Genomic DNA, 13,183 nt, shown 5'->3' on the forward strand with positions numbered 1-13,183 from the left:
CGTATGAACCTGCCTTCCAGGATTGGCAAGTATGGATTTCCGCCAGCTTAGGACCTTTGCGTGCGTCGCGGAACTCGGGAGTCTGAGCAAGGCATCCGACACCTTGCGGGTCGCGCAGCCGGCGCTGAGCCGGCAGATCAAGCTGCTGGAGCACGAGCTGCGCACTGAATTGTTCACGCGCAATGGCCGCGGCATGGTGCTGACCGATGCCGGCCGGCTGCTGCTGGCACGCACCGGCGGTATCGTGCGGCAGATCGACCAGATCCGCGACGACATCCAGTCCGCCGGCGGCGCGCCGTCCGGCCGCGTCGTGCTCGGGCTGGTGCCGACGGTGAGCTGTGTGATCTCGGCGCGGCTGGCGCGGCGCACCGTGGAGCGCTATCCCGGCATCTCGCTCTGCATCGTCGAAAGCTACAGCGGCCATCTGATCGAATGGCTGCATCGCGGCGAGATGGATCTCGCGGTGATCTATGGTCCGTCGGTCGATCTGCACCTGGCGGTGCAGAGCCTCGGCCGCGACTCGATCGTCGCGGTCGGCCCGCGCGGCAGCGGGCTGAAGCAGAAGAAGCAGGTCGACATCGGCTGGCTGCTGCGCCAGCGCCTGGTGCTGCCAAGTCATTCGCACGGGCTCCGCGCCATGATCGAGCACGCAGCGGCGAAGAAGAAGGTCACGCTCGACGTCAAGCTCGAGGCGGATTCGTTCCGGGTGCTGACGAGCCTGGTCGAGGAGGGGCTCGGATACACCATGCTGCCGCCGTCCTCGGTGCGCGGCGAGGTCGCGGAGGGCCGGCTCGAGACCGCGCCGATCGCGCGGCCGGCACCGCGGCGCGAACTGACTTTGGCCTCGCCGGTCGAGCATCCCGGCTCCAATGCGATCACGCTGATCGCACGATTGCTGCGCGACGAGGTCGCCGCGTGCCGCGCCGAGGGGCTCTGGGATATCCAGCTCGCCTGAGCGCGGTGGCACTGATTTCCGTCATTGCGAGCGAAGCGAAGCAATCCATCGCGCGGCATACGCGGAGGCATGGATTGCTTCGTCGCTTCAGCGCAAAATTGCCTTGCAATCTTGTCGCGAGCTCCTCGCAATGACGACGCTGTGTACATTAGATCTCAGCTCACCTTGAAGCCGAGATGACTGCGGAAGCGGTTCTTCAGATAGGCGCCGTCGCGCGGCGGCAGCGCGCGCTCGACTTCGCCGGCCGCGATCCTGATCCGCGCCAGCCGCGGGCCGCCGCCGAGATCGCGCAAGCTGTTGCGGAAGCGCTCGATGCCGGCCATGTCGGCGATATCGGACACATTGCCGATCCCCGCGCCGGCCGCGATCACCTCTAGCCTGGCGCCGAGGCCGGAGTGGCTGGGCTGCATCCCGGTCTCGCCGAAATGCCCGTTGTCGAGCACCGCGATCGAGAGGTTGCCGGGCTGCTTGGTCGCGGTGGTCAGGAGGCTGCCGATCCCCATCAGCTGCTCGCCGTCGCCGGTGACGACCAGCACCGGCCGCTTCGGCTGCGCCAGCGCGAGGCCGAGCCCGACCATCGCCGCGCCGCCCATCGCGCCCCAGAGATAGAAATTGCCCGCGTGCTCGCCGGCATCGAACACGTCATAGGACGAGGAGCCGAGCCCGGAGATCACGAGCAGATCGCCGCGGTCGGCGAGCAGCGCCTTCACGGCGGCGCGGCGGTCGAGGGTGCCAAGTGTGATGGACATCAGTGCGTCTCCTTGGTCCACTTCTTGCGGCCGATCATCCGCTGCGAGATCAAGACCGCGACCTGCTGGTCGCCGTCATAGGCGAGCGAGGCCGCAGCCGAGATCACTTCCTCGGCGTCGTCGGGATTCTCCAGCCGCAGCACCGTGGTGCCCATGATCTCGAAGGCCTGCGGCGTCGCGCGGCCCATCGGGATCTGCCAGGGATTGAACTCGGCCCATTCGCCGCGCATCGTCACCAGCGTCAGCAGCGGGAAGCGGCAGCTCGCCATCAGCGACAGCATGTTGACGCAGTTGCCGACACCGCTCGATTGCATCAACAGCACGGCGCGGTCGCCGCCGAGCCAGGCGCCGGCGGCCATCGCCACGCCTTCCTCCTCGGTCGTCAGCACCGTGGTCTTGATGTCGGCATCCGCGTGCGACAGCTTGATCAGCTTGGAGTGTCCCGCATCCGGGACGTAGGACACCTGTGCGACGCCGAAGCTCTTCAGCGTGCGGTAGATCGCAACCGGCCAGTCGCTGCCGGTCGCGCTGTCCTGGTGAACGGCAATCTGGTCCATCATGGCCTCGGTCTGGGGACGCGCATGGGCGCGTCCTCACACCGGAAGCATTAGCGTACGGGGCGGTTTAGCTCCCGTCGCATCTGTTTCGTGCAGCTATGCCGGAATTGTATACCCCGTCATTGCGAGCCAACGGGTCGCGCGAATGCGCGCCCGATGACAGGCTCGGCGAAGCAATCCATCCATCCGCATGCGTGGACGGATGGATTGCTTCGTCGCTTCGCTCCTCGCAATGACGGGGCAGACGATCTCCCGTTCAGGCATTCGGCTGCAGGAACGTGCCGTACTGCTTGCTGGTGGCGACCGCGGCCGCGGCCTGTCCGATGGCACGCATCGCCGCCATCATCGGCCACGGCCCAAGGCTCACCCTGCGGACACCGACGCGGGCAAGGTCCCTGATTTCGGGGACACCTTGCGTCACCATGATGTTGACCGGCAGCGGCGTGAGCTGAACGAATTTCTCGATCAGCGCGAGGTCGGTCAGTCCGGGTACGAAGATTCCATCGGCGCCGGCATCAGCATAGACCTTGGCACGCTTTGCCGCTTCATTCAGGCATTGCTCCGGCGAACCGAACTTCAGCAGAAACGGGTCGGTTCGGGCATTGATGAAGAGGTGAATTCCGAGTGTTTGCGCGGTGTCGCGCACAGCCCCGATCTTCGTGGCATGCTGCGCGGGATCAGCGAGTTGCCGCTTTCCGCCAACAAGCCCGTCCTCGATATTGATGCCGATGGCGCCGGCCTTCAGGATCCGGGCCGCCGAGTTCGCGGCTGCCTCCGCCGTGTCGCCATAGCCTGCCTCCAGATCGATCGATACCGGAACCGGGACCGAAGCGGTCATCCGCGAGACCAGGCCCTCGACCATGCCGAGCGGGGCGTTTTCTCCGTCGGCATAGCCGAGCGCGGCTGCGACGGCGCCGCTGCTGGTCGCGACCGCCGGCGAGGACTTCGCGATCGCCTTGGCGGTGGCGACGTCCCAGGCGTTGAACAGCACGAGCGGATCGCCCTGCTTGTGAAGACCGTGAAACGCTTCGGCATATTGCTGCTGTCTTGTGGCGTCCATTGCGCGCACTCCTGTTCAGAGAATCTGATGACGTTGTCGTCAACGCCGCCCTGGTCGGGCATCCGTGCCAAAGGCGGCGATTTCGTTCGGCAGGTGGCGCTGACCAGCGTCCGCCATCTGCGTTCAATCGGGGGCGTGGGTCTTGAACCATTCCATGATCAGGCCGGTGACCTCGGCCTCACGCTCGAGGTGCGGGAAGTGCCCGACATCGGGCAGGACAACGCGCTGATGTGGCCCCTTGAAGAGCGGCTCTTCCTTCATCGAATACCGCGCCGTCGGATCGTTGCCGCCATAAATCGTCAGCGTCGGCGTATGCATGTCGGTGATCGGCAGCCGGCCCACAACGCCCGCATCGACCAGGCCATTGTAGTATTTCAGCGCCGCCTTCATCGTGCCTGGAGAGCTGAGCGTCTCCTTGACCGAGCGGAGATGCTCGTCGTTCTCGAGGGTCGGCGACCACAACTTCCAAAGGTAGTCGACGAAGGGAAGTCCCTCGATGTTGACCGCCGAGTGAGCGCCAGGCACCGTAAAGAAATAGACATGGAAGACCGATCGAACGGCATCGGGATCGCTCCTTAGGCTCGGGATTGTGATCGGGTGCGCGGTGTTCATCACCACCGCGGCCTTGATCGCCGACGGCGCCGTGGCCAGCGCCTGAAAGGTCGACGTGCCGCCCCAATCCATGCCGACGACGCGCGCCTGTCCGTCGTCGCTCAGCGCCGCGATCAGCGCTTCGAGATCCCTGCCCAGCGCGATCGGATCGAAGATGCCGTCGGCCGGAATCTCGGTCGGCGCATAGCCCCGCAGGAACGGCGCAACCGCGCGATAGCCGGCATCGGCGAACACCCGCAATTGCTTTCGATACGACCAGGCATTGTCGGGGAAGCCGTGCATGAACATGACGAGCGGACCGCTGCCCTGTTCGAGATAGGCAAACCGCACGCCGTTGGCCTGCACGTATTTCAGCGCGGGTTCGCTGCCGGCGGCCTCAGGCGTTGCCAATGCGGTGCTTCGGATCGTCATCGCTGTTCTCCATTTTGGTCTTGCCTGCTTTCCGATAAATATGTGCGTAGCGCACATATATGGTCAAGTTGTTTTTTGTGCGCAGCGCACATATTATTCACCGCATGGAAAACGGAATCGCCAATCTGCTGGGCGCGTTTTCGCTCGCCGTCATGGATCGGATCGAGCAAGGCGCGCGCGAGGTGGTCGGCCGCGGCGGCGAGACGCCCGCGGCGCTCATCGTCATCGGCTACGGCCAGGGCATGACCAACGACAAGCTGCGGCGGATCCTCGGCCTGTCGCATTCCGGAACGGTCCGGCTGGTCGACCGTCTGGTTTCGGATCGGCTCGTCGAGCGCCGGGCGGGAAAGGACGGCCGCGAGGTCGCCTTGCACCTGACGGCGTCAGGCGCTGCGTCGCGCAACGAATTGCTGGCGTCGCGGATATCAGCCGTGACGTCGCTGCTGGACGTGCTGTCGTCGGCAGAACGAAAGCAGCTCGCAACGCTGATCCGCGAGTTGCTGGCTAGGCAGGATACATCAGAGATGGATCGCTTCACGATCTGCCGGATGTGCGACGACAGGGTCTGCACCAACTGTCCGTTGCCGACCAGCAAGGGCCAGCACGCGCGCTAGCAGGCGATGCCTTGCAGGGCCAGCGGGCGAGAGGCCGCGCTCAAGCAGCCTGCGGGCTCGCGCGCGAATAGATCGCTCCCGTGCCGGCGCCGTTTCAAGCCTTTTGACCGGGAAGGCGAGCGATGGCCGCTTCCGCCGCGGTTGCCACCTTATCCCTATGTCTCCCTGTGTCCTTGTGGAGCGTCTGATGCGCGAGACCTAGGGGCGAATTTTTGATCTGGATCATGGAGCCGTTCCATCCAGGGAATACAGATTGAGATAACCCTTGCCGCACAAGGGGCGTCTCAACGGGAAGAACTCCAGGGATCATTGATGTGATTAATCTCGCAAGGATTGAACGCGACCCGAACTACCGGGAGCTCGTGCGCCGGCGGTCGTCGCTGGGTTGGGGGTTGTCGCTGGTCATGCTCGTCGTCTATTTCGGCTTCATCGTGCTGGTGGCGTATGCGCCGAAATTTCTGGGCACGCCACTGGGCAGCGGCGTGATGACGATCGGCATTCCGATCGGTCTGTCCGTCATCGCGCTCGCCTTCATTCTGACGGGCATCTACGTCCGCCGGGCGAATTCCAGCTACGACGTGCTCGTTCGCAAGATTGTCGAGGAGAACCGGTCGTGAAGAAGATCTCGTGGCTGCTGACGATTTTCCTCATCGTCATACCGACTTTCGCGCTTGCCGCAGGTTCCGTCGAAGGCGGCTCGAAGCAGGCGGTCAACTGGTCGGCGATCGGCATGTTCGTCGGCTTCGTCATGCTAACGCTTTTCATCACCTATTGGGCCGCCAAACGGACCGCGTCGGCTGCGGATTTCTACTCTGCCGGCGGTGGGATCACTGGCTTCCAGAACGGACTGGCGATCGCCGGTGATTACATGTCGGCGGCGTCTTTCCTCGGCATCTCGGGCCTCGTCTACACGTCCGGCTATGATGGCCTGATCTATTCGGTGGGCTGGCTCGTGGGGTGGCCGATCGTCACGTTCCTGATTGCCGAGCAGCTGCGCAACCTTGGCAAGTTCACCTTCGCCGACGTCACCTCGTTCCGGCTGGGACAGACCGACATCCGCATCCTGGCGGCGTGCGGCTCGCTGGTCACCGTTGCGTTCTACCTGATCGCCCAGATGGTCGGTGCCGGAAAGCTCATTCAGTTGCTGTTCGGCCTCGATTACTGGATCGCGGTGGTGCTCGTCGGCGGTCTGATGATGGTCTATGTGACCTTCGGGGGGATGAAAGCAACGACCTGGGTGCAGATCATCAAGGCCGTGCTGCTGCTCGCGGGCGCGACGTTCATGGCCGGAGCCGTTCTGTACAAGTTCGGATTCAGCCCGGAAGCGCTGTTTGCCAAGGCAACCGAGGTGCATCCCAAGAAGCTCGCGATCATGGAGCCCGGGACCCTGATCTCCAATCCGCTATCGGCGATCTCGCTCGGCCTCGCGCTGATGTTTGGAACGGCCGGCCTGCCGCACATCCTGATGCGCTTCTTCACGGTGAAGGACGCTCAGGCTGCCCGCAAGTCTGTGTTCTATGCCACGGGCTTCATCGGCTATTTCTACATCCTGACCTTCATCATCGGCTTCGGCGCGATCACGCTCGTGTCAACCGATGCGCTGTTCCTTGACGGTTCCATCCTGGAGAAGACCAAGAGCGGCATCGCGGCGATCAAGGGCGGCTCGAACATGGCGGCGATCCATCTCGCGAATGCGGTGGGTGGCAACCTGTTTCTCGGCTTCATCTCGGCCGTCGCCTTTGCCACGATCCTGGCGGTGGTGTCTGGTTTGGCGCTGGCCGGCGCATCGTCGATCAGTCACGACCTCTACGGCATGGTGATCAAGGGCGGTGCCGCCAATGAACAGGACGAGATCCGGGTCTCGAAGATTGCGACGCTGGTGCTTGGCGTGCTTGCGATCTTTCTGGGTATCGTGTTCGAGAACCAGAACGTCGCATTCATGGTCGGTCTTGCGTTTGCCATCGCGGCTTCCTGCAATTTCCCCGTGTTGGTGATGTCGATCTTCTGGAAGGGCCTGACGACGCGCGGCGCGCTGGTCGGCGGCTTCCTTGGCCTCGTCAGCGCTGTGGTCGGCGTCGTGCTGTCGCCGGCCGTGTGGGAGGCGACCCTGGGCTACGCCAAGGGTTCGGCACCGATCAAGCTGGATAATCCCGCGCTGTTTTCGATGGCGATCGCCTTTGCCGGAATCTGGTTGTTCTCGATCCTCGATCGCAGCAAGCGGGCGTCCATCGACCGCGACGGCTTTGATGCGCAATTTGTCAGGAGTCAGACCGGCATCGGGGCTGCCTCCGCCACGACGCATTGAAACAGGCGTTGATCTGGTACCGGCTGGGTTCATAACCCGCCGGTACCGCCTCCCGGCCGGCCCTCAGAACCGACATGCCCAAGGCGTTCGACATCAGCAATGCCCCTTACGATCGCCTTGCGCCGGGCGAGGCCGAGATGCTGCGGGCGTCGCTGGATGTCGCCTACTTTCGTCCCGGTGAAGTGATCCTCGGCAAGGGAGTGCCCGCGGATGCGCTCCATGTCATCATCAAGGGCACGGTCGAGGAGCGGGACGCCGCCGGGTTGGTGGCCCTGCTCGGCCACACCGATACCTTTGACAGCCGTGCGCTCGTCCACGATCAGAACGGGCACACGTTTCTGGCACGCGATGAGACGCTTTGCTATACCATTCCCCGCAAGGTCGCGCTCGACCTGATCAGGTCGAACCCGCGCTTTGCGGCGTTCTTCTACCGCGAGATATCGCAGAAGCTGGATGAACTCGCCAACGACGAGGAGGCGAAGCGTTACGGCTCGCTGATGTACGCCAAGGTGGGCGAGCTTTTCCTGCATCCTCCGGCATTTATCGCCGTGGAGGATACCATCGAGACCGCCGGCCATCTGATGCGCCAGATCGACAGCAATGCGCTGTTCGTTCGCGATGGTGAGCGGGTCGGCATCATTACGGGCATGAGCCTGTCAAAGGCGGTGGTGCTGCGGCGCGAGTCGACCCAGATCCCGGTGGGCCTGCTCGCGAGTTTCGACATCGTATCGGTCCGTCGCGACGATTTCGTGTCCTCAGCTCTCCTGCTCATGACGAAACACAACAAGCGGCGGCTTGCAGTGAAAGACGGCGAACAGTTCGTCGGCATTCTGGAGGAGATCGACCTGCTGGGATTTCTGGCAGGAAGCGCCCAGGTCACGGCCGGTCGTATCGACCGGGCCTTGAACCAGCGGGATTTGGCCGTCGCGGCGCGCGAGATCGAAGCGCAAACACGGGCGTTGCGGCGACAAGGTGTCAAGGTGGAGGTGATCGCTGAGATCGTCTCCGACCTCAACAGGCGCCTGCTGTCGAGGCTGTTCGAAATGGTAGCGCCGCACGAGCTGCGCAGCGGCAGCTGCCTTATCGTGATGGGCAGTGAGGGGCGCGGCGAGCAAACCATGCGCACCGACCAGGACAATGGTCTCATCCTGTCCGCCCCAGTCGACGCAGGAACTCTTGAAGCGTTCCGGGGCGCTTTCTCCGGCGCTCTGCGGAGTTTCGGTTTTCCGCCCTGTCCCGGCAACGTCATGGTGAGCAATCCGGCGTGGTCCAGACCGCTTCCCGAATACCTCGCGGATTTTCGTCGCTGGGTCGCGCTCCCCGACGAGACCGCCCACATGAATGTCGCCATCATCTACGATGCGCAAGCGATCGCCGGCAATGCGCAGCTGCTCGACGGTGCCAAGGCGGAGCTGATCGACCTGATACGGGGCGAGCAGGCCTTTCTGGCCCATTTCGCGCGCGCGATCGATGCTTTCGAAACGCCAATCGGCCTGTTCAACCAGCTGATCACGTCTGAAGGCTCCGGGGATGCGCTCGATCTCAAGAAGGGCGGCATCTTTCCCATCGTCCACGGCGTTCGCAGCCTGGCGCTGGAGCAGGGGCTGCGCGAGGCCTCCACCGACCAGCGGATATCCCGGCTGTGCGAGTTGGGCGTATTACGCGCCGAGTTTGGACGCGACCTGAAGCAAGCCTTCCGGTTCTTGCTGATGCTCCGGCTCGATGGACAACTGGCTGCGTCCGCCGGCACGTCGGGCACGCTGGTGAGGCCGGCGCATCTGTCCAGCATGGAACGTCATCTGCTGCGCGACGCACTCCAGGTGGTGAAGCAGTTTCGCGAGATGATCCGGCACCACTTCAAGCTTACGATGTTCTAGGATGCTTCCTCGTGCGATCAAACGATTGCTCCACCGGGCGACTCTGAGCGACCAGTCGTACCGCTTCATGTTCGATCGTCCTCCGGACGACGACGTCGTCGTCATTGATTGCGAGACGACCGGTCTCAACGTACGGACAGACGACGTCGTCACCATTGCCGCCATCAAGATCCGTGGCAACCGCATTCTGACCAGCGAGCATTTCGAAGCAGTCGTGCATCCCGACAGTGAGATGAAGGCGGAGGCAATCAAGATCCACCGCTTGCGTCAGTCGGACGTCGAGGCCGCGCCGATCGTCTGGAAGGTGTTGCCGAGCTTTTTGCGTTTCATCGGCTCACGCCCGCTGATCGGCTACTATATCGACTTCGACGTCGCTATGCTGGACAAGTACATCCTGCCGCTGGTGGGGATCGAACTGCCGAACGAACGCATCGAGGTATCACGGCTGTATTATGATCGCAAATACGGTGACGCGCCGCCCAACACGTCGATTGATCTCTCGTTCTCTGCAATCCTCGAGGACCTCTGCATTCCCTCCCTCAACCAGCATGATGCGTTCGATGATGCATTGATGACGGCGATGATGTTCGTTCAGTTGCGCGACCTCGCCCTGCGCGGCGAGCGGATCGCGCGCGAGCGCACCAACGCCGTCTTCAATCCGACCGGGGCATGACCGGATCGGCAGCGTCCGAAAGCGTCAGGGCGCGTCCTTCGTCACCGTGAAGACGTACATGTCCCAGAACGTCTCGGGATGAGCGACCTCGAAGCGATGCCACTGATCCAGATTGGTCTCGTCCGCCGTGCCCGGAAACTGCTTGTGAAATTGTTCGAGCACCGCGGGATCGTCAAACGGCTCGAAGCCCTGGAATGTCAGGCCATGCTCGTTCAGGAATGCCGCGATCTCGGGAATCGTGAGGCGGTGCTCCATGACGTTGAACAGCAGATCGCGGCAGCCGCTCATGCTGTAGAAATCCTTGGCGCCGATCAGCGGTCTCCACTGGTCCGCCTCGCGGAAGATATCCTGCCGGCATCGTCTGATATCGTCGGCAGTGGCGCGATAGCCGCGCGCGGAGATACGGGCGCGGGCCTCCACGATGACGCGGCGCGCCGGATCGCTGTACAGGCCGATGCGCATCGTGCCGCCCGGCCGCAGCAGCGAGACCAGCACGCGCCAGCCGGCCATGGGCTCGGCCAGATGGTGCAGCACGCCGACCGACTCGATGCTGTCGAAGGTGCGATCGATCGAACCCAGTTCGAGGATATCAGCCTGTGCATATTCGATGTTGCGCAAGCCGAGCTCCCGCGTCTTGCGGCGCGCATAGGCGAGGCTAGTCATGCTGATATCGACCGCGAGCAGGCGGGCGTTCGGATAGACCTGCGCGATCTGGATCGCGTGCGAACCGGTGCCGCAACCCGCGATCAGGATATCCCGCTCGGCTCGCTGTTCCGCGGTCGCGACGGTTCGTCCCCGCGCGCGATCGGCGGTGAACGCCGTTAGCGGGTTCACGGTCCAGCGCGGATAGGGATTTTCCTCGTACTGGCGCATCACCTCGACGGATACGTCGTTCCTGATCGGGGTGAGCGCCGCAATGGCGTTGCGCTCTTCCATCTCCTCGCGCGGCTCGCGAAGCTGCACCCGCAACAGGCCGGCTGTGGTCGCAGGCCAGTCCCGGCGCAGCAGTGCGTCCGCCTCAGGCAGGGCATGAAGCGGGAAATAGGCCGCAACGACGGCCAGCGTGAGCGGCGTGATCGCGGCACCTGATGCCAGGTCCTGCAGCAAGCGATCGCGCAGTGCGCCCGCTGCCTCGCTTTCCACCGCAGCCTGTCCATTGACATATTCGTTGATGAAGCACTGCCGGGCGAGCGCGCAGGCAAAGGCAACGATGTCGTCGTCGACGTCGCTCTTGTTGCTCGCGAGCCGCAGCAGCTCGGTCCGCGCATATCCAAGCAGCACCTCGAGCTGCATGCTCGCCAGCGTCGTCGCTTCCATCGCCGACCGCAGGAACAGGTCGCCCGCAAGCGGCGCAATGCCTTCGCTGCCGAACAGTTCGACGCTCGGTACCGGCAGCGGCCATTGACCGGCGATCCGCCCGACATAGGCGGTGACGGTAGGGCTCTGGAGGATGAAGCTGACAGCCTTCGCATCCATGCCGAGCGCAAGCGCCTTGCTGAAATGCGCGGACGCCTTGGCGCGATTGCCCAGCGCCAAACAGGAGTTGCCGGCATTGTAGTGGCAGGCGGCGTTCACCTCGTCCGAAGCGATGGCTTTCGCGAACATCTTCGCCGCGACCCGGTGATCGCCGGATGCCTGCGCCATCAGGCCGAGAAGGTTCAGGCTCTGCACATGCGCAGGCTCACGCGCGAGAATTTGCCGGCAAATCTCCTGCGCTTCATTGAAGCGGCGCATTCCGTAGAAGCGGCTTGCCTCCGCAGCGAGGCCAGCAATGCTGACGCCCGCGGAGCCGAAAGCAGGTGCGTTCCTGGTGGACTCGTCCCGTCGCTTACCGGCCGCACGCCGTTCTTTTCGGTTCATGTTCCGTCAACTGGCCCAAACTGCGAGACGCGGCGCATCGACCGCTCAGCCCAGACATAGGGCCGATCGCATGTGTGGCCAAGGACTATCTAAGCTCAGCCCGGGATACGCACCGGCAGGTTTTCGATGCCGCGGACGAAGCTGGAATAGACCCGCTTCGGTTCGCCGACCACCTCGATGCGGTCGAAGCGCTTCAGCATCTCCTGCCAGACGATCTTGAGCTGCAGTTCGGCGAGCCGCATGCCGACACAGCGATGGATGCCGAAGCCGAACGACAGGTGGATGCGCGGCCGGGCGCGATCGATGATGAACTCGTCGGGGCGCTCGATCACCTCGTCGTCGCGGTTGCCGGAGACGTACCACATCACGACGCGGTCGCCCTTCCTGATCGTCTTGCCGCCGATCTCGGTATCCTGAAGGGCGGTGCGCCGCATATGCGCGAGCGGCGTCTGCCAGCGGATCACCTCGGGCACCATAGTGTCGATCAGTTCGGGGTTCTCCTTCAGCTTCCGGAACTGATCGGGATGCTCGTGCAGCGCCAGCACCGAGCCGCTCATGGTGTTGCGGGTGGTGTCGTTGCCTCCGACGATGAGCAGGATGATGTTGCCCATCAGATTATCGGGATCCATGTGCCGCGTGGCGTCGTTATGCGCCATCATCGACAACAGGTCGTTGCGCGGGGCCGAGTTGACGCGTTCGTTCCAGAGTTTCGAGAAAGTGGCGTAGCACTCGTCCATCTCCTGCCGGCGCTGTTCCGGCGAGTCGACGATGCCGCTCTTCGGCAGCGCGGTGGAGACGTCGGACCAGCGCGTCAGCTTGCGCCGTTCTTCCCAGGGGAAGTCGAACAGCGTCGCCAGCATCTGGGTCGTCAACTCGATCGAGACGCGCTCGACGAAATTGAAGGTCTCGTTGCGCGGCAGATTGTCGAGCACGCTGGCCGAACGCTGGCGGATCAGCTTGGCGAGCTCATCCAGATGCGTCGGCGTGAACATCGGCGACACGGTCTTGCGCTGATGGGCGTGCTTCGGCTGGTCCATCGCGATGAAGCTCGGGTAGTCGTAGCCGGGCGGCACGTCGCGGATCGAGATGCCGCCGAGCGTGGAGTCCGACGAGAAGATGCCGTGGCTGGTGTCGACATGCATGATGTCGTTGTACTTCACGACCGACCAATACGGTTCGATCGGGGCATTGGTGCAGTAGTGCACCGGCTCTTCCTTGCGCAGGCGCTCGAACCACGGCCACAGCGTGTCGTTCTGGAATAGCCGCGGCGCGCCGGGATGGAAGTCCTTCAGCGGCGTCGCATAGGCTTCCTCGCGCGCCTGGCGCAGCAGTTCGGCCCGGTCGGCACGGATGGCGGTCTGGACGTTCATCTCCGGTAGCTCCACTGAATGCTCTGGCTTCCACCTCTCCCGCTTGCGGGGGAGGTCGGATCGCATCGAAGACGCGATCCGGTTGGGGCTTTCTCCACTCAAAGACTTCGTCTGCGGCGAAACCCCACCCCAACCCGCCC

At 63.6% G+C, this 13,183-nt stretch carries 12 protein-coding genes; 6 read left to right on the forward strand and 6 right to left on the reverse strand.

The window, feature by feature from the left end; all coding sequences use genetic code 11:
* The first annotated feature begins 31 nt into the window (after window positions 1-31).
* Window positions 32-955 (forward strand): LysR family transcriptional regulator, encoded by a 924-nt coding sequence (locus H8A92_RS05410; protein ID WP_050423797.1) that lies wholly within the window; start codon window positions 32-34, stop codon window positions 953-955.
* 155 nt (window positions 956-1,110) lie between these two features.
* On the opposite strand, the gene H8A92_RS05415 is transcribed toward H8A92_RS05410, so the two are convergent.
* The 4 genes from H8A92_RS05415 to H8A92_RS05430 all read right to left on the reverse strand — a co-directional run bounded on the left by H8A92_RS05415 (window position 1,111) and on the right by H8A92_RS05430 (window position 4,344).
* Window positions 1,111-1,704 (reverse strand): thiamine pyrophosphate-dependent enzyme, encoded by a 594-nt coding sequence (locus H8A92_RS05415; RefSeq protein ID WP_229194813.1) that lies wholly within the window; start codon window positions 1,702-1,704, stop codon window positions 1,111-1,113.
* A complete protein-coding gene (locus H8A92_RS05420; RefSeq protein ID WP_229194814.1) occupies window positions 1,704-2,264 on the reverse strand; it encodes a thiamine pyrophosphate-binding protein in 561 nt (186 codons plus the stop codon). The genes H8A92_RS05415 and H8A92_RS05420 overlap by 1 nt, the downstream gene beginning before the upstream one ends.
* 253 nt (window positions 2,265-2,517) lie before the next feature.
* Window positions 2,518-3,321: an isocitrate lyase/PEP mutase family protein gene (locus tag H8A92_RS05425; RefSeq protein ID WP_229194815.1), complete on the reverse strand. Its 804-nt coding sequence runs from the start codon at window positions 3,319-3,321 to the stop codon at window positions 2,518-2,520.
* A gap of 123 nt (window positions 3,322-3,444) precedes the next feature.
* Window positions 3,445-4,344 (reverse strand): alpha/beta fold hydrolase, encoded by a 900-nt coding sequence (locus tag H8A92_RS05430; RefSeq protein WP_229194816.1) that lies wholly within the window; start codon window positions 4,342-4,344, stop codon window positions 3,445-3,447.
* A 104-nt stretch (window positions 4,345-4,448) separates the two neighbouring features.
* Between H8A92_RS05430 and H8A92_RS05435 the strand changes: the two genes are divergently transcribed.
* The 5 genes from H8A92_RS05435 to H8A92_RS05455 all read left to right on the forward strand — a co-directional run bounded on the left by H8A92_RS05435 (window position 4,449) and on the right by H8A92_RS05455 (window position 9,813).
* Window positions 4,449-4,958, forward strand: coding sequence for a MarR family winged helix-turn-helix transcriptional regulator (locus H8A92_RS05435; RefSeq protein WP_229194817.1), 510 nt, complete (start codon window positions 4,449-4,451; stop codon window positions 4,956-4,958).
* A gap of 314 nt (window positions 4,959-5,272) precedes the next feature.
* Complete coding sequence (locus H8A92_RS05440; RefSeq protein ID WP_229194818.1) at window positions 5,273-5,575, forward strand: DUF485 domain-containing protein; 303 nt, start codon at window positions 5,273-5,275, stop codon at window positions 5,573-5,575.
* Entirely contained in the window at window positions 5,572-7,263 is a 1,692-nt protein-coding gene (locus H8A92_RS05445) for a cation acetate symporter (protein WP_338026503.1), read from the forward strand. The genes H8A92_RS05440 and H8A92_RS05445 overlap by 4 nt, the downstream gene beginning before the upstream one ends.
* A 74-nt stretch (window positions 7,264-7,337) precedes the next feature.
* A complete protein-coding gene (locus H8A92_RS05450) occupies window positions 7,338-9,140 on the forward strand; it encodes a putative nucleotidyltransferase substrate binding domain-containing protein (RefSeq protein WP_229194819.1) in 1,803 nt (600 codons plus the stop codon).
* Between the two features lies 1 nt (window position 9,141).
* Window positions 9,142-9,813 (forward strand): 3'-5' exonuclease, encoded by a 672-nt coding sequence (locus H8A92_RS05455; protein WP_274613240.1) that lies wholly within the window; start codon window positions 9,142-9,144, stop codon window positions 9,811-9,813.
* A gap of 24 nt (window positions 9,814-9,837) precedes the next feature.
* Here H8A92_RS05455 and H8A92_RS05460 read toward each other — a convergent pair whose 3' ends face one another.
* Together H8A92_RS05460 and H8A92_RS05465 are read right to left on the reverse strand one after the other, a co-directional pair.
* Window positions 9,838-11,547 carry a class I SAM-dependent methyltransferase gene (locus tag H8A92_RS05460; RefSeq protein ID WP_229194821.1) on the reverse strand — a complete coding sequence of 570 codons (1,710 nt, stop codon included), beginning with the start codon at window positions 11,545-11,547 and terminating at the stop codon, window positions 9,838-9,840.
* Window positions 11,548-11,768: 221 nt separating this feature from the next.
* A complete protein-coding gene (locus tag H8A92_RS05465; RefSeq protein WP_229194822.1) occupies window positions 11,769-13,043 on the reverse strand; it encodes a cytochrome P450 in 1,275 nt (424 codons plus the stop codon).
* Window positions 13,044-13,183: the final 140 nt, after the last annotated feature.

Source organism: Bradyrhizobium acaciae (assembly GCF_020889785.1).
GTDB lineage: Bacteria > Pseudomonadota > Alphaproteobacteria > Rhizobiales > Xanthobacteraceae > Bradyrhizobium > Bradyrhizobium acaciae.